Genomic DNA, 661 nt, shown 5'->3' with positions numbered 1-661 from the left:
ACAAAATTCTCTTCGCCAAACACCTCGTCGCACACTTTGCGCAAATTATGCACCTCATGATCATCTATTGAGATAAAGATCACACCATCGTCACGCAAAAGCGTCTGCGCCAAACGCAAGCGCGGATAAATCATATTGAGCCACGCTGTGTGAAACCGCCCCATTGTTTCAGGGTTCGATTTTGTCGTTTGGCTCGTCACTTCCTTATAGCGCGCCAACGGGTCCTTGAAATTATCTTCATAAATAAAATCATTCCCCGTATTATAGGGCGGATCTATATAGATCATCTTCACTTGGCCAAAATAAGCCCGCTGAATAAGCTTTAAGACTTCAAGATTATCGCCCTTAATATAAAGATTATGTGTATTATCAAAGTTTACGCTCTCCTCGCGCTTCGGGCGCAATGTCGCAAGTGAAGGCTTTTGCGCAAGCTTTAAACTTGCTCCTTTGCCCTTCCATTCAAATTTGAACTTTTCAAAATCATTATCGATATATTCGCCGCATAGATTAAGAAGTTGGTCTATATCCAGCTTTCCCTCGGCAAAACATTGCGGAAAGGCTGCCTTTAGTTTTGCAATATCTTGCTCTTGTGGGCTTTGACTCATGCCCTCTATTTTATCTTCACCCGCTATTATAGTCATTTACGCACTTCCCCGTGACG

General features: G+C 43.0%; 1 protein-coding gene. It reads right to left on the bottom strand.

Annotated elements, in window-relative coordinates; translation table 11 throughout:
* Nucleotides 1-641: site-specific DNA-methyltransferase (locus PVV66_RS09660; protein ID WP_273761011.1), on the bottom strand; the 641-nt coding region annotated here is incomplete at its 3' end.
* Between the last annotated feature and the right edge of the window lie 20 nt (nt 642-661).

It is taken from the genome of Bartonella sp. AU16XJBT, from assembly GCF_028618665.1.
In the GTDB taxonomy this organism is placed as follows: Bacteria; Pseudomonadota; Alphaproteobacteria; order Rhizobiales; family Rhizobiaceae; genus Bartonella.
The sequence above is the reverse complement of the archived record's forward strand: the minus strand, read 5'-3'. Positions and strand labels throughout refer to the sequence as shown.